We start from the raw sequence: 14,628 nt of genomic DNA, 5'->3' as shown, positions 1-14,628 counted from the left end.
TAGGGCTGCCGCCCCTCCGGCGTTCCTGTCAGTGGGTCGCACTAGTGTTTCGGCTCACAGGGCTCGCGCAGCGAGCGGGATCGAGAAGGGCGCCGTCATGCCGATGAGTCCGCGGGACTACACCTGGCTGTTCACCCCGGGCAGCACGTTCGCCTACGAGTCCGGGACCACCGGTGTGATCCACGTGGCCGGCGGCGGCGAGCTGGACCTGCCCACCGGCCGGGTCGTCGCGAGCGACCCGTTCGTCTACCTCGGCAGCGGCGACGTCGAGCCCTTCACCACCACCGTCGAGCCCGGCCGCTACCGCGTCGAAGCGGCCGTCGCGACCCTCACCCGGCCCGGCGAGCCCCCGTCCGGCACGCCCCACCTGCGCGTGGCCGCCGCCCGCCTGGTCATCCGCGACGAGCCGGCCGTCACCTGGGAACTGGCCCTGCTCCCCGGCCAGGACCCCGCCGGCCTCGGGGACGACGAGTTCTACGGCTACGGGGTCGACGCCGGCACGGGCTGCTTCTACGACGCCTCGGCCGAGGAGGCGTTCCCGGGGACCCAGGACGAGGAAGGTCCGCTGTGGGACGCCTTCGAGAACAGCGACTGGTCGGCGGGTCCGCACCTGGTCAGGTCCGCGGACGGCGGACACACCCTGGCCGCGTTCACCTCCGGCTGGGGCGACGGCTGCTACCCCACCTGGACGGGCCGCTCGGCGTCGGGTGAGGTCACCTGCTTCGTGACGGACTTCTTCGTGGCCCCGGACCCGGCCTCCGAGCAGGTCTGACGGCGCCCGGGGGGGCAACGGTCCGGTTCCCCGGCGCCCCGGCCGGCGCGGCGGTACCGTCGGTCGTATGACGATCAGAGCCGTGGTCTGGGACGTGGACGACACCCTGTTCGACTACACGACCGCCGACCGGGAGGGCATGCGGGCCCACCTCGCGGTGGAGGGGCTGCTCGCCGGCTACGGCAGCGCCGAGGCCGCGCTGGCCCGGTGGCGGGAGATCACCGAGCAGCAGTGGGCGCGCTACGCCGCCGGCGGGACCACCTTCCAGGACCAGCGGCGCGACCGGGTCCGGCTCTTCCTGGACAAGGACCTGACCGACGAGGAGGCCGACGACTGGTTCGGCCGGTACGTAGGGCACTACGAGGCCGCCTGGAGCGTCTTCCCGGACGTCCTGCCCGCCCTGGAGGCCCTCGCGGCCAGCCACCGGCACGCGGTGCTGTCCAACTCCAGCGTCGTCGTCCAGGAGCACAAGCTGCGCAGGCTCGGTCTGCTCCACCGCTTCGAGTCCGTGCTGTGCGCCGCCGAGCTGGGCGTCTCCAAACCGCAGCCGGGCGCCTTCCTGGCCTCCTGCGAGGCGCTGGGGCTGCCCCCGCACGAGGTGGCGTACGTCGGTGACCACCCCGAGATCGACGGGCGGGGTGCCGCCGAGGCCGGGTTGCTGTCGGTGTGGATCGACCGCGGGGCGGCCTGCGCGCCGCCCGCCGGGGAGGTAGTGGCGCACCGGATCTCGACCCTCGCCGAACTCCCGGCGCTCGTCCGCGCGGATACCCGTTTTGGAGCCCCGTCCACCTTCGGGTAATGTTCTTCCTGCGCCGAGGGGAGCGGGCCGGAAGGCCTGAGCCCAGCGGAGCAAGCTAGAACGAGAACCCCGTAGGGGCTTGAGTTCCGGTGGCCTATGGTGTAATTGGCAGCACGACTGATTCTGGTTCAGTTAGTCTTGGTTCGAGTCCAGGTAGGCCAGCTCGCAGAGCTTATCTGCAAAGCCCCCGTTGTGTAGCGGCCTAGCACGCTGCCCTCTCAAGGCAGTAGCGCCGGTTCGAATCCGGTCGGGGGTACTGATCTCGATCATGTCGGGATCGCTAGGGCCCCCGTTGTGTAGCGGCCTAGCACGCCGCCCTCTCAAGGCGGTAGCGCCGGTTCGAATCCGGTCGGGGGTACTGACTGGTCTAAACCATCATTGGTCTATGGTGTAATTGGCAGCACGACTGATTCTGGTTCAGTTAGTCTTGGTTCGAGTCCAGGTAGACCAGCTCGGACCTGCGGAAACGCAGAGTCCACGCCCCCGTTGTGTAGCGGCCTAGCACGCCGCCCTCTCAAGGCGGTAGCGCCGGTTCGAATCCGGTCGGGGGTACGTGTGTATGGAAGCCTCCCAGTTCGTCTGGGAGGCTTCCGTCGTCTCGGCTGCACCAAGCCGCATCGGGTGGGGAGACCTGATGGCGTACGGCAGCGGTAGAGGGGGGTAACGCGTGGCTGACTACCAGGCCGTGGCCGGAGTGCGTGCGGCGGAGGCCAAGACCCTGGCCGACTCGGGTCACTACCTCGGGGCCGTCTACTTGGCCGGCTATGTGGTCGAGTGCCGGCTGAAGACCTACTTGCAACTGAACGGAATCCGCTTCCCCCGGAGCGGGCACGAAGGACACAATCTGCGCGGATTGTGGCGTTCTGCCCAGTTCCCGCCGCCGCCGGGGCACGCTCACCTGTTCATGGTCCATTGGGGTACTGAACTCCGCTACGAGGCCCGTCTGCCTGCCGACGTCGACCCGAAAGACCTGCTCAAAGGTGGAAGGGAGCTGGCAAGCTGGGTGGCGACGCGTATCCGGCAAGCGAGCTCCCGACGAGGATCCGCTGGCCGCAGGTGGATCGGATGAGGAAGGCCGACGTGAATTCCGCCCATGACTCCGCTGAGAAGATCACGGCAGCCGTACGAGAGGTCGTCCCTTCGGCAGTGGTCCACGTGGTACGTGACGCCGGGGGCCTTCTGGTGCGTGCCGAGAGCGACAGCTTCGGGCCGTGGACCCCGGAGGAGCGAAAGGCCAAGGTCGCGGCACCGCTCGACGACGACGTGCTGTGCGAGGTGCATACCTGGGAGCTGCTCACTCCGGCGGAAGCCGAGTGGTACGGCGACTTGGGCAGCGACGATGCCGGCGACCGGGCGCCGCACTGGACTTCCGCCCTCGAGCGGGCCCAGGACGCCGATCGCACCCTGCCTTCCGTGACCTTCGCCAGCGACCTGGACGAGGATCTCGATTCGGCCCCCGTCGTCACCTTCTACAGCCTCAAGGGCGGCGTCGGGCGCAGTACGGCGCTGGTGTCCGTGGCCCGTCGCCTGAGCAGTGATCACGGACTCACCGTCGTCTGCGTCGACATGGACCTGGAAGCACCCGGCCTCGACTCCCTGTTCGGGATCGAGAATCAGGTCGACACCGACCAGGGAGTGGTGTCAGCGCTGCTCCAGTACGAGTTCGGAGAAGAGAGCTCGGCGCTCAAACACCTCATCCCCGTGGATGACGCGGGGCGGTTGTACTGCATGCCTGCCGGGCGGATCGACAGCGCTTATGCTGCGCAGCTGCGGGCGCTGGAACCGGAGATCTGGTACCGGGAGGGGACCAATGCGCTGCATCGGCTCATCGACGACGTACGCGACTCCAACCTTCGGCCCGACGTCATCCTGATCGACTCCAGAACCGGTGTCAGCCCCGTTGCGGCGCCCTTGCTGTTCGACGTCTCGGACATGGCGGTCATCTGCTTCCACCCTCATGCCCAGGCCCGAGCCGGCACGGAGATGCTGACCAAGGCCTTGCTGAGCGCTACGACGCGGCGCAGCACCGCCGGCCAGGTCCTGACACCCGAGCCGCGATTCGTCGTGTCACCGATGCCGCCCGGCATCAGCGCGACGCGCCTTGCCGAGCGCGCCAGGTCGTGGGTCGAGGCGTGGACGGCGATCGCGGGCTCCCGGCGAGAAGCGGCTCAGAGGCTGTCGGCCGAAGAGATCACGCACATGATCCCCTACAACGCGGAGGTGGCGTTCGCGGACACCGTCGGAGCGTCCCGCGGGCAGCTGACGCCTTACGCCCGCATCGCCGACTGGATCGTCCAGATCGTGCCTGAGCCGACGCCCGCGCCGGCTGTCCAGAACCGGACCTCCGAAAGCAAGGCCGAAGCGCTCCGTCAGCTCTCGTTCTCGACCGGCACGGCCGAGATCCTTGACCACGAGGAGTTCTTGCAGGACTACGTCGTGACACGCCAGGTCAACGAGACCGCCGCTCCCGACGTGCCTTTGATCCTCGGCCGCAAGGGTACGGGCAAGACGGCCCTGTTCCGCTGGTTGGCGGCCGGGAAGCTGGCCGAGTGGGAGCCGGTGCTGGTGACGACGCCGAACCAGTACAGGGGCCGTCCGGCATGGTCGTTCGGCCCGGACAACTATGCGGCTGTCGGTGGTGCCCTTGAGCAGCGAGGCCTGGACTGGGGCTCCTTCTGGCAGGTGCTCATGGCGCTCGCCATCTACCAGTCCTACGCCCCGGCCCAAGCCCTCGGAACCCCCCATCCGGCGCTCACCGAACTCGACGAGGGTGACTTCGCGGTGACGCAGGCGGTCTTCGAAGTCCTCGATGACCCGATGGGACCGCTTCGATGCGGTGACTGGCTCCGCCGTGTGGACGCAAGTGGCGACCATGGCCTCCTCCTGCTCTTCGACGGGCTGGACACGGCCTTCGGTCACTCGCCGGTCCAGCGGTCGCGCAGGTCGGCTGCGATCAGCGGGTTGCTCACGAAGCAGGCCGACCTCGCCTCCCGCTTGAACAGGGTTCGTCTCAAGGTCTTCGTCCGGCAGGACATCTGGCAGGGACTTCGCTTCGAGAACAAGAGCCACTTCTTCGGCTTGTCCCGCCGCCTCCAGTGGGAGGACCGGGAGGAGTACTTCAAAGTCGTCCTCAAACGCGCCGTACGCTCCTCCGCCTTCGCGGACGTACTGGCAGTGCTCGACCCAGCCCTGCCCGCCACGGAGGTGGCGGCCTGGAGTCCCGAGCAGGTGGCTGCCGCCTGGAGTGCCTTGGTGGGCGAGCGCATGCGGGGTGAGCGCACCGCTTTCACGGCCAACTGGGTGTGGAACCGGCTGGCGGACGGCAACGGAGACCACTCGCCGCGCGCGCTGCTCCAGCTTTTCGCCGCAGCGCTGGAGTGGGAGCGAGCGGAGGAGAAGCGCAGCGGCTACGACCGTTCCGTCCTGCGGCCCCGCAGTCTGGCACTCAGCCTGGAGAGCGTGAGCGACAAGGCTTTGTCCGCCCTGCTCGATGAGGAGTTCCAGGAGCTCAGGCAGGTGGCGGAGGCCTTGCGCGAGTATGGCCGGACGCCTGTCACCGAGGAGGCGCTGGGCGACATCGAAGAGGACCTCGTCGTCCTCGCCCAGGAGGCCGGACTTCTGGAGGCGCTCGACAGCGATGGATCCGAGCGTTTGTTCAAGGTTCCGGATCTGTACAGGTGGGCACTTGGCGTGACCCGTCGCGGGCCGATGTAGCGGGGCACGAGAAACCGCGGGCCGCCCGTCCGCCTGTTGTGCGGCCTGGCGGCCGGCGAGCGGGGGAGCGCACGAGCGTCAGGCGGGGCGCACATGGGAAGCCGGCCGGCCGGGCGCTACTCGAAGCCGTAGCGCCGGGCCGACTCCTCCTCCTGGGCCAGCCGGCGCAGGGCCTGCAGGATCGGTTCGGTCAGCACCGCGCCGAGGACCGCCGTCTCGGCCTTCTCCGCCTCCGACGGACGGGTCTCCACGAAGTCCAGATCGAGTCCGGCCGTCCGGTGCATCAACTCGGCGTACGAGACGAGCAGTTCGCCGTCCCAGTCGTAGCCGAGCCTGCGGAACGCGGCGACCGCCACCACCAGGGAGCGGTACGCGGGGGAGATCGAGGTCAGCAGCCTCGCGTTCGACCAGCCCAGCCGGTCCAGCAACTCGTCCGCCTCCCGGCGCGCGGCCCGGACGTACTCGTCGTCCTCGTCCGGCTCCGGCACCTGCGGCAGCGCCCACAGGGCCGCGCCCAGCCGGATCGTGCGGCCCAGGGACTCGTCGTCGACGTGGCGCAGCACCTCCCGGACCGTGGCCACCGGGAGCCCGCCGACCTGGATCATCGCGCGCACCAGCCGCAGCCGGCGCAGGTGCGTCTCGTCGTAGTCGGCCGTCGTCGCGTTGATCTGGCGGCCCGGCGGCAACAGGCCCTCGCGCAGGTAGTACTTGATCGTCGCGGTGGCCACACCGCTGCGTCTGCTCAGTTCGGCGAGCCGCATCTCTTGCGCTCCTCATTGGATACCGCCACTATCCAAGCATCAGCCGTTGGATAGTGCCGCTCACCGACGAGGGGGCCGTCATGGTGTCCCGTACGACCGCCGACGCGAAGGGCGACGTCGTCGTCCTGCTGATCGGCATGCGCATCAACCGCTTCCGCGCCGTCCACCTGTGGCTGCCGGCGATGCTCGCGATGCTGCGCATGCTGCGGGAACTGGAGAAGGACCCCGCGCGCGGGCTGCTCTCCAAGGTGCTGCTGACGGCGTCACCGCGTACGTACTACGTCGTGCAGTACTGGGAGTCCAGGGACAAGCTGTACGCCTACGCGACCGCGCCGGACGCCTTCCACCACGAGGTCTGGGCCCGGATCAACCGCAAGGAGCGGGCCGGGAAGCTGCGCGGGCAGGTCGGGATCTGGCACGAGGCGTACGTCGTGCCGGAGGGGTCCTACGAGGCGGTCTACGGGGACATGCCGGCGTTCGGACTGGCCGCCGCGCACGGGCAGGTGCCGCTGGAGAAGCGGGGGCGGTACGCGAAGGACCGGTTCGCCTACCGGTCGGGCGGTGACGCGCCCGCCTAGGCGGGACGGGGGAGGGGTCCGCTCCCGTCGGGAGGAAGCCGCCGCGGCGTTGAGGCGGCCCCTTCCCGGCCGGAGCGGTACCTTCGCTCTCAGCCCGAGCGGCGCAGGGCCTCCGAGAGGCGGCCCGCCGCGTCGATGACCGCCTGGGCGTGCATGCGGCCCGGGTGGCGGGTCAGGCGCTCGATGGGGCCCGAGACGGAGACGGCGGCCACCACGCGGTTGGAGGGGCCGCGCACGGGCGCGGAGACGGACGCGACGCCCGGCTCGCGCTCGCCGATGGACTGGGCCCAGCCGCGCCGCCGTACGCCCGACAGGGCCGTCGCCGTGAAGCGGGCGCCCTGCAGGCCCCGGTGCAGGCGCTCGGGCTCCTCCCAGGCGAGCAGGATCTGCGCGGAGGAGCCCGCCTTCATCGTGAGCGTGGAGCCGACCGGGACGGTGTCCCGCAGGCCGGACAGGCGTTCCGCCGCGGCCACACAGATCCGCATGTCACCCTGGCGACGGTAGAGCTGCGCGCTCTCGCCGGTGACATCACGGAGGTGGGTGAGCACGGGGCCCGCCGTCGCGAGCAGGCGGTCCTCGCCCGCCGCCGCCGCGAGTTCCGCGAGACGCGGGCCGAGGATGAACCGGCCCTGCATGTCGCGTGCCACCATGCGGTGGTGTTCCAGGGCCACGGCCAGGCGGTGGGCCGTGGGTCGTGCCAGTCCGGTCGCGCCGACCAGACCCGCGAGGGTGGCCGGACCGGACTCCAGAGCGCTCAGGACGAGGGCCGCCTTGTCCAGAACGCCGACGCCGCTACTGTTGTCCATGCAACGATACTCACGTCTCACTCTGTGAAACGCAAGTTCAATTTTCCGTGGAACGCGCCACCCTTGAATCACACAGCGGCCCGCGGACGAACGGGCCTGGCGGTGGACGCCCGGAATCACGACGTTCAGGGGCCCCGAGACGGGCAGGCCACCGCTCCTCAAGATCTCTAGTTGGGTCGGTGGACGCTTGCCGGCCGGAGGGAAAGCGATGGGTAGGACACTCGCGGAGAAGGTCTGGGACGACCATGTCGTCCGGCGCGCCGAGGGCGAGCCCGACCTCCTCTACATCGATCTGCACCTGCTGCACGAGGTGACCAGCCCGCAGGCCTTCGACGGGCTCCGCCAGAACGGCCGCCGGGTGCGCCGTCTCGACCTCACCATCGCGACCGAGGACCACAACACCCCGACCCTCGACATCGACAAGCCCATCGCGGACCCCGTCTCGCGGGCCCAGCTGGAGACGCTGCGCAAGAACTGCGCCGAGTTCGGGGTGCGGCTGCACCCGCTGGGCGACGTCGAGCAGGGCGTCGTCCACGTCGTCGGCCCGCAGCTGGGCCTGACCCAGCCCGGCACCACCGTGGTCTGCGGTGACTCGCACACCTCCACGCACGGCGCGTTCGGCGCGCTGGCGTTCGGCATCGGCACCTCGCAGGTCGAGCACGTGCTGGCCACGCAGACGCTGCCGATGGCCCGCCCGAAGACCATGGCGATCACGGTCGACGGCGAGCTGCCCGAGGGCGTCACGGCCAAGGACCTGATCCTGGCGATCATCGCGAAGATCGGCACCGGCGGCGGTCAGGGCTACATCCTGGAGTACCGCGGCTCCGCCATCGAGAAGCTCTCGATGGAGGCCCGGATGACCATCTGCAACATGTCGATCGAGGCCGGCGCCCGCGCGGGCATGATCGCCCCCGACGAGACCACCTTCGCCTACCTCAAGGGCCGCCCGCACGCCCCCGAGGGCGCCGACTGGGACGCGGCGGTCGCGTACTGGAAGACGCTGCGCACCGACGAGGACGCCGTCTTCGACGCCGAGGTCGTCATCGACGCCGCCGAGCTGTCGCCGTTCGTGACCTGGGGCACCAACCCCGGTCAGGGCGCGCCGCTTTCGGCGCACGTCCCCGACCCGGCTTCGTACGAAGACGCCTCGGAGCGCCTGGCCGCCGAAAAGGCCCTGGAGTACATGGGGTTGGAGGCAGGGCAGCCGCTGCGGTCCATCACCGTGGACACCGTCTTCGTAGGCTCGTGCACCAACGGCCGCATCGAGGACCTGCGCGCCGCCGCCGACCTGCTGCGGGGCCGCAAAGTCGCCGACGGCGTACGGATGCTGGTCGTGCCCGGCTCGGCGCGGGTGGGTCTGCAGGCCGTCTCCGAGGGCCTGGACGTGGTCTTCAAGGAGGCCGGCGCCGAATGGCGGCACGCGGGCTGCTCGATGTGCCTGGGGATGAACCCCGACCAGCTGGCCCCCGGCGAGCGCTCCGCCTCCACCTCCAACCGCAACTTCGAGGGCCGGCAGGGCAAGGGCGGCCGTACCCACCTGGTGTCACCGCAGGTCGCGGCAGCCACCGCCGTCCTGGGCCACCTGGCCTCCCCGGCCGACCTGACCGACGTCCCCGCTGGAGTCTGAGAATCATGGAAGCCTTCACCACCCACACCGGCCGGGCCGTCCCGCTGCGCCGCAGCAACGTCGACACCGACCAGATCATCCCTGCTCACTGGCTCAAGAAGGTCACCCGGGACGGCTTCGAGGACGGGCTGTTCGAGGCCTGGCGCAAGGACCCCGAATTCATCCTCAACCGCCCCGAGCGGCAGGGCGCCACCGTCCTGGTCGCCGGCCCCGACTTCGGCACCGGCTCCTCCCGCGAGCACGCCGTCTGGGCGCTGCAGAACTACGGCTTCAAGGCCGTGATCTCCTCCCGCTTCGCCGACATCTTCCGCGGCAACTCGCTGAAGAACGGCCTGCTCACGGTCGTCTTGGACCAGAAGATCGTCGACGCGCTGTGGGAGCTCGTCGAGGCGGACCCCACGGCTGAGGTCACTGTGGACCTTGAGGCGCGTGAGGTGCGCGCGGCGGGCATCACCGCCCCCTTCGAGCTGGACGAGAACTCCCGCTGGCGGCTGCTCAACGGCCTGGACGACATCTCCCTCACCCTCCGCAACGAGGACGAGATCGCCGCCTACGAGGCCGGACGGCCCGCCTACAAGCCGCGGACGCTCCAGGTCTGATCCGGAGCGGCCGGCCCCCGCCAAGGTCAGGTTTCGGCCACCTCAACACCCCGTCCGTACCCCCGATCGCCACGATTGGGGGTACAGCCATGTCTGCACCCGAACGGCCCTGCGGCTCTGTCCCGGTCCGTTCAACTTCCCACGTTACGAGGGATGTTGCCCGGGTAGGTGAGTGCTGTGTTCGCGTCTTCCGCAAGTGCCTGGAAGGCCATTTGAGGCGGTAGTTGCACCCTGCGCAGGCGACAACTCGCCCCAGATGGCACAATCTGTGCATGGAACACGACGGCCAACTCCAGCTCTACACGGCGGTCGCGAACCAGCTCAAGGAAGCGCACGCCAGGGTGCGCGCACTGCAAGTCCCGGAGGGCGTACGGATGGCGCTGACCCGGAAGCTGCTGGTCATTACGGCCGCGGCCAAGCACGATCTCGCCGACGCGGCAAGGCGGCTCGATCGGTTCACGGCGGACCTCGACGCGGGCCGGGTCCCCGAAGAGGACCGCTGAACCGTCGGGGACAGCCGAGTCCGTTGCGGCACAAGGGTGATAAGCCCGTTTCGTGTTTGATTTGCGGTATATATCTGCCTAACGTGCGAAAAAGCTTGAACACTTTCGTTCTGGCGATGTCTCCGAAGGGGAAGACGTGAACAAGGCGCAGCTCGTAGAAGCGATTGCCGACAAGTTGGGCGGCCGCCAGCAGGCCGCTGACGCTGTCGATCATGTTCTGGACGCCATCGTCCGCGCGGTCGTCGCGGGCGAGCGGGTCTCTGTCACCGGCTTCGGGTCCTTCGAGAAGGTGGACCGCCCCGCCCGCTACGCGCGCAACCCTCAGACGGGCGAGCGGGTTCGGGTCAAGAAGACCTCCGTGCCACGCTTCCGCGCCGGTCAGGGCTTCAAGGACCTGGTGAGCGGTTCGAAGAAGCTCCCCCGCGGGGGCGAGGTGGCGGTCAAGAAGGCGCCGAAGGGCAGCCTGTCCGGCCCGCCGCCCACCATCGCGAAGGCCGTCGGCAAGAAGGCCGCCGCCAAGAAGACGGCGGGCGCGGCGAAGAAGACCACGGGCACCGCGGCGAAGAAGACGGCGGCGAAGAAGACCACCGCCGCCGCGAAGAAGACCGCGGCGAAGAAGGCTCCCGCCAAGAAGACCACGGCGACCGCCAAGACCGCCGCGACGAAGACCGCCGCCAAGAAGACGACGGCCCAGAAGGCTCCGGCGAAGAAGGTCACCGCCAAGAAGGCCCCGGCGAAGAAGTCGCCGGCCCGCAAGACCACCGCCAAGAAGACCACCGCCCGCAAGGCGACGTCGTAAGACCGCCAGGGCATTCACGCGCCGGGCCGGACTCCCCAGGGAGCCCGGCCCGCGGTGTGTGCGAGGACGGTCAGAGGGTCTGAAGCGTCACGAGGGTGATCCGCAGGCCGCCGCCCTCGGACTCCGTCTCGATCCGCACCCGCTGTCCCGGCCGCAGCAGTCGCAGTCCGCCCCGGTCGAACGCCGCCGCGTCGAAGGGCACCGGGGTGCCGTCGTCGAGGAGCACCTGGCCGCTGCGGGTCTCGGGGTCGTAGGTGTACGCGGTCGCCTGCATGACGGTCAGCGTAGTGCCTGCGGCGGCCTGCCTCCGGGGCGCCGGACGCCCGTCGAGCGCGGGACGCCGTGGCTGGTCGCGCCCGTGCGGCGGAGCCGCATCGATACGGCCTCGCGCCGCTTCGGGCCGCTTCAGGGGCCCGGGATGAGGAGTCCCGCCGACGCCGCCGCCGTGTGCGGGCCCACGCCCAGTGCGAGTGCCGCTCGCAGGTCCGCGGCCGTGTCGACGTCCTGGCGGACCGAATCCACCCCCGTGAGTGCGAGTTCCACCGCGCCGGAGGCCCGGTGACGGGCACGGGAATCGATGCCGAACGCCGGCCGCAATTCACGATCACCGGCCGCGGCCAGCAAAGTCGTGCCCAGTGCCGCCGCGTCCGCGAGAAAAGCGCGGGGGAATTGCGAGGCCGTCGCCAGAACCCGGGACAGTTCCGCCGGACGCAGGGCCGGCAGATCGGCGTTGAGGGCCGCCACCGCGGCGCCGGGACGGACCGCGCGCACGACGGCCGCGCCGTGCGCCAGCGCCGCGTTCAGGCCGCTGCCGGGGGTGTCCGGCACGATCCGCGCGCCCAGCGCGGCCAGCTCCCGGCCGGCCAGCTCGTCGTCCGTGACGACCGCCACATCCGACACCGCCGGACATGCCACCGCCGCGGCCACCGTGTCCTGCGCGAACGCCAGTGCCAGGCCCGGCCGCACCCCGTCGTCGGCGGTGTCCGCGAGCCTGCTCTTGGCCCGCGCCAGGGGCTTCAGGGGGATGACCAAGGTCCACTGCACCGGCGTACCGTCCCTCTCTCGTCGCGCTCATTGTCCCCCGCGCCATCCGGCGCCGCGGGAGGCGGGGCGTACGGTGTTCTCGACAGACCGGCGGCCCGGGGCCACACTTGTGCGGCCCCCGCCGGGGTTGCAGCCCTAGAGGAAGGTGTCCTTGTGTCCCGCCGCAGAATCGGCTTCTGGTACCGCTTCGCCGCGGTGATCTGCAAACCGCCGCTGGTGGTTCTGATCAAGCGGGACTGGCGTGGAATGGAGCACATTCCGGCCGAGGGCGGATTTATCACCGCGGTGAACCACAATTCCCACGTGGACCCCTTCGCGTACGCGCACTATCAGTACAACACCGGCCGGGTCCCGCGATTCCTGGCGAAGAGCGGGCTTTTCAAGAAGGGATTCGTGGGCGCCGCCATGCGCGGCACCGGGCAGATCCCCGTCTACCGCGAGTCCACGGACGCCCTCAGCGCCTTCCGGGCCGCGATCGACGCCGTCGAGCGCGGCGAGTGCGTCGCGTTCTACCCCGAGGGCACCCTCACCCGCGACCCGAACGGCTGGCCCATGACCGGCAAGACCGGCGCCGCCCGGGTCGCCCTGCAGACCAAGTGCCCGGTCATCCCGGTCGCGCAGTGGGGCGCCAACGAACTGCTGCCGCCGTACGCCAAGAAGCCGAACCTCTTCCCGCGCAAGACGCACCACGTGCTCGCGGGGCCTCCCGTGGACCTCTCCCGTTTCTACGACCGGGAGATGACCCCCGAGGTGCTGAAGGAGGCCACCGAGGTCATCATGGCGGCCATCACCCGCCAGCTGGAGGTCATCCGGGGCGAGAAGGCGCCCGAGACGCCCTACGACCCGCGCCGCGAGCGGATCGAGCAGCGCCGCCGCACGCAGGCGCAGACGGAGGGCCGGCAAGTGGAAGGGCAGAGCAAGTGAGCGCACCGGCAAGGGTGGCGGTCTTCAGCGCCGGCTCGTGGGGCACCGCCTTCGGCATGGTGCTCGCCGACGCCGGCTGCGAGGTCACCCTGTGGGCCCGCCGGCCGGAGGTCGCGGAGGCGATCAACACCACCCGGATCAACCCCGACTACCTGCCGGGCGTCGAACTCCCCGAGAACGTCCGGGCCACCACCGACCCGGCCGAGGCCGCCACGGGCGCCGACTTCACGGTCCTGTCCATCCCCTCCCAGACCCTGCGCGCCAATCTCGCCGAGTGGGCCCCGCTGCTCGCTCCGGACACCGTCCTCGTCTCCCTGATGAAGGGCGTCGAACTCGGTTCCACCATGCGGATGACCGAGGTCGTCGAGGACGTCGCGAAGGTCGGCGCGGACCGGATCGCGGTCGTCACCGGACCCAACCTGGCCCGCGAGATCGCCGCCCGCATGCCGGCCCTGGCCGTCGTGGCCTGCACCGACGAGCGGGTCGCCCAGCGGCTCCAGGCGGCCTGCCACACGCCGTACTTCCGGCCCTACACCAACACCGACGTGGTCGGCTGCGAACTCGCCGGCGCGGTCAAGAACGTCATCGGGCTCGCGGTGGGCATCGCCGACGGCATGGGGCTCGGCGACAACGCCAAGGGCTCGCTCATCACGCGTGGCCTAGCCGAGACCACCCGGCTAGGGCTCGCGATGGGCGCCGACCCGCTGACCTTCTCGGGCCTCGCGGGCCTGGGCGACCTGGTGGCCACCTGCTCCTCGCCGCTGTCCCGCAACCACACCTTCGGCACCAACCTCGGCAAGGGCATGACGCTGGAGGAGACCATCGCGGTCACCAAGCAGACCGCCGAGGGCGTCAAGTCCTGCGAGTCCGTGCTGGATCTGGCCCGCCGGCACGGTGTCGACATGCCCATCACCGAGACGGTCGTCAGCATCGTGCACGAGGGCAAGTCGCCGGTCGTCGCGCTCAAGGAGCTGATGGCCCGCAGCGCCAAGCCCGAGCGACACTGAGCCCGCGCCGACACGGGGGCTGACAGCCGCCGGGCCCGGGCCTGCGCCGGCGCCGGGAGATGCCGGGCCGGAAGACGTCGCCCGGGGAAGCGGTGAGTCCGGGAGGCGTTGGGGCCTGGAGAGGTGCGGGTGCCGGGGTGCGTCGAGGCCGTGGGATTCCGGGCCCGCAGGCGTGGACGCCGGAAGACGTCGCCCGGGGAAGCGGTGAGTCCGGGAGGCGTTGGCCCGAGAACGTGTCGGCGCCGTGGGATTCCGGGCCCGGAGGGCGCCGAGGCCCGAAGGCGTTGCCCGGGACGGTGGTCACTCCTGGACGCGTCGAGGCCGTGAGGCGTCGTCCGGGGAGGCGGTGAGCCCGGGAGACGATGCGCCCCGCGGACGCGCCGACGCCGGGAGATGCCGAGGCTGGGATGTGCCGGGCCCGGGGGACGCCGGGCCCGCAGACGTCGGGGCAGGGGAGGCATCGAACCCGGTGGACAAGGGGGCTTGGGACGCGTCGGCGCGGGGAGGTGCCGGGGTCCGCAAGACCTTGCTCCGGTCGCGTCGGCGCCGGGAGTGCCGGGCCGGGCCGGGGCCGGAAGACTTCGTCCGGAAGGGAGCCGAGCCCGGGAGCGGTGGGCCCCGGGGAGGTCCCGGCGGCCGGTCAGGGGAGGCGTCGGTCCGTTCGGAGGCGTCGGGCACGACGCTGAGCGACCGTC

Annotated in this window: 15 protein-coding genes and 5 tRNA genes; 16 read left to right on the top strand and 4 right to left on the bottom strand. The window is 70.5% G+C overall.

What is annotated here, in order from left to right; genetic code table 11:
- Positions 1-97: 97 nt before the first annotated feature.
- From LG395_RS29435 to LG395_RS29395, 9 genes are all read left to right on the top strand, one after another.
- Positions 98-772, top strand: a complete 675-nt coding sequence (locus LG395_RS29435; protein ID WP_171152499.1) for a DUF4241 domain-containing protein — start codon at positions 98-100, stop codon at positions 770-772.
- A 67-nt stretch (positions 773-839) separates the two neighbouring features.
- Positions 840-1,571 carry an HAD family hydrolase gene (locus tag LG395_RS29430; protein WP_225811784.1) on the top strand — a complete coding sequence of 244 codons (732 nt, stop codon included), beginning with the start codon at positions 840-842 and terminating at the stop codon, positions 1,569-1,571.
- A gap of 90 nt (positions 1,572-1,661) precedes the next feature.
- Positions 1,662-1,733: transfer RNA gene (locus tag LG395_RS29425), tRNA-Gln, on the top strand.
- A gap of 21 nt (positions 1,734-1,754) precedes the next feature.
- Positions 1,755-1,827: transfer RNA gene (locus LG395_RS29420), tRNA-Glu, on the top strand.
- A 29-nt stretch (positions 1,828-1,856) separates the two neighbouring features.
- Positions 1,857-1,929: transfer RNA gene (locus LG395_RS29415), tRNA-Glu, on the top strand.
- Positions 1,930-1,950: 21 nt separating this feature from the next.
- Positions 1,951-2,022: transfer RNA gene (locus LG395_RS29410), tRNA-Gln, on the top strand.
- A 28-nt stretch (positions 2,023-2,050) separates the two neighbouring features.
- Positions 2,051-2,123 (top strand) — tRNA-Glu (locus LG395_RS29405).
- 115 nt (positions 2,124-2,238) lie between these two features.
- Entirely contained in the window at positions 2,239-2,640 is a 402-nt protein-coding gene (locus tag LG395_RS29400) for a HEPN domain-containing protein (protein ID WP_132788868.1), read from the top strand.
- Positions 2,637-5,285, top strand: coding sequence for a tyrosine-protein kinase family protein (locus LG395_RS29395; RefSeq protein ID WP_225811783.1), 2,649 nt, complete (start codon positions 2,637-2,639; stop codon positions 5,283-5,285). The genes LG395_RS29400 and LG395_RS29395 overlap by 4 nt, the downstream gene beginning before the upstream one ends.
- A 116-nt stretch (positions 5,286-5,401) precedes the next feature.
- On the opposite strand, the gene LG395_RS29390 is transcribed toward LG395_RS29395, so the two are convergent.
- Complete coding sequence (locus LG395_RS29390) at positions 5,402-6,046, bottom strand: MerR family transcriptional regulator (protein WP_171152495.1); 645 nt, start codon at positions 6,044-6,046, stop codon at positions 5,402-5,404.
- Positions 6,047-6,126: 80 nt separating this feature from the next.
- Here LG395_RS29390 and LG395_RS29385 point away from each other — a divergent pair, with 80 nt between their 5' ends.
- Positions 6,127-6,624 (top strand): DUF4188 domain-containing protein, encoded by a 498-nt coding sequence (locus tag LG395_RS29385; protein WP_225811782.1) that lies wholly within the window; start codon positions 6,127-6,129, stop codon positions 6,622-6,624.
- An 89-nt stretch (positions 6,625-6,713) separates the two neighbouring features.
- On the opposite strand, the gene ndgR is transcribed toward LG395_RS29385, so the two are convergent.
- Complete coding sequence (gene ndgR / locus LG395_RS29380; protein WP_014675221.1) at positions 6,714-7,430, bottom strand: IclR family transcriptional regulator NdgR; 717 nt, start codon at positions 7,428-7,430, stop codon at positions 6,714-6,716.
- Positions 7,431-7,638: 208 nt separating this feature from the next.
- Here ndgR and leuC point away from each other — a divergent pair, with 208 nt between their 5' ends.
- The 4 genes from leuC (at position 7,639) to LG395_RS29360 (ending at position 10,958) form a co-directional block, all read left to right on the top strand.
- On the top strand, positions 7,639-9,057 hold the full coding sequence (gene leuC, locus LG395_RS29375) for a 3-isopropylmalate dehydratase large subunit (protein ID WP_171152492.1): 1,419 nt from the start codon (positions 7,639-7,641) through the stop codon (positions 9,055-9,057).
- A 5-nt stretch (positions 9,058-9,062) separates the two neighbouring features.
- The gene (leuD, locus tag LG395_RS29370; protein ID WP_171152490.1) at positions 9,063-9,656 is read left to right on the top strand and encodes a 3-isopropylmalate dehydratase small subunit; all 594 of its coding nucleotides are present in this window, start codon (positions 9,063-9,065) and stop codon (positions 9,654-9,656) included.
- A 272-nt stretch (positions 9,657-9,928) separates the two neighbouring features.
- Entirely contained in the window at positions 9,929-10,159 is a 231-nt protein-coding gene (locus tag LG395_RS29365; protein WP_171152489.1) for an SCO5555 family protein, read from the top strand.
- A gap of 136 nt (positions 10,160-10,295) precedes the next feature.
- A complete protein-coding gene (locus LG395_RS29360; protein WP_171152487.1) occupies positions 10,296-10,958 on the top strand; it encodes an HU family DNA-binding protein in 663 nt (220 codons plus the stop codon).
- A 70-nt stretch (positions 10,959-11,028) separates the two neighbouring features.
- On the opposite strand, the gene LG395_RS29355 is transcribed toward LG395_RS29360, so the two are convergent.
- A complete protein-coding gene (locus LG395_RS29355) occupies positions 11,029-11,232 on the bottom strand; it encodes a hypothetical protein (protein ID WP_225811781.1) in 204 nt (67 codons plus the stop codon).
- Between the two features lie 131 nt (positions 11,233-11,363).
- Positions 11,364-12,002, bottom strand: a complete 639-nt coding sequence (cofC, locus tag LG395_RS29350) for a 2-phospho-L-lactate guanylyltransferase (protein WP_225811780.1) — start codon at positions 12,000-12,002, stop codon at positions 11,364-11,366.
- 153 nt (positions 12,003-12,155) lie between these two features.
- On the opposite strand from cofC, the gene LG395_RS29345 reads away from it, so the two are divergent.
- Together LG395_RS29345 and LG395_RS29340 are read left to right on the top strand one after the other, a co-directional pair.
- Positions 12,156-12,926: a lysophospholipid acyltransferase family protein gene (locus LG395_RS29345; protein ID WP_225811779.1), complete on the top strand. Its 771-nt coding sequence runs from the start codon at positions 12,156-12,158 to the stop codon at positions 12,924-12,926.
- Positions 12,923-13,933: an NAD(P)H-dependent glycerol-3-phosphate dehydrogenase gene (locus LG395_RS29340; protein ID WP_225811778.1), complete on the top strand. Its 1,011-nt coding sequence runs from the start codon at positions 12,923-12,925 to the stop codon at positions 13,931-13,933. The genes LG395_RS29345 and LG395_RS29340 overlap by 4 nt, the downstream gene beginning before the upstream one ends.
- Positions 13,934-14,628 lie beyond the last annotated feature (695 nt).

Origin of the sequence: Streptomyces spinosus (assembly GCF_020400655.1) — a bacterium.
GTDB lineage: Bacteria > Actinomycetota > Actinomycetes > Streptomycetales > Streptomycetaceae > Streptomyces > Streptomyces argyrophylli.
Note: the sequence above shows the minus strand (reverse complement) of the source record. Positions and strands in the feature narration are given on the sequence as shown.